We start from the raw sequence: 291 nt of genomic DNA on the forward strand, positions 1-291 counted from the left end.
GGCCTGCCCTGCAAATCAGGTCGGAATACGGTTTCGCAACTGGCATAGAACGAATTGACATCCACCAGGGCAAACATGCTCAGCCCATCGATTTAATGACGAACGTGACCACGCCCAGAATGTTGAGCGTGCCCTCGCTGTCGATAAGTATCGGGGAGTACGCTCTGTTCATCGGGTTAAGCTGGATGGTTGGATAAAGCTGTAAGCGCTTAACGGTAAATTCGCCATCTACAGACGCAATCACAACATCGTTATGCCTTGCAGTGCGTGAACAATCCACTGACAGCAGAT

Annotated in this window: 1 protein-coding gene; it reads right to left on the reverse strand. The window is 50.5% G+C overall.

Annotated features, from left to right (window positions below; translation table 11 throughout):
• Positions 1 to 79 precede the first annotated feature (79 nt).
• Positions 80 to 291, reverse strand: a 212-nt coding sequence (locus M977_RS25630) for a S24 family peptidase (RefSeq protein ID WP_074392113.1), incomplete at its 5' end; no start/stop codon positions are given.

Source organism: Buttiauxella gaviniae ATCC 51604 (genome assembly GCF_001654835.1).
GTDB lineage: Bacteria > Pseudomonadota > Gammaproteobacteria > Enterobacterales > Enterobacteriaceae > Buttiauxella > Buttiauxella gaviniae.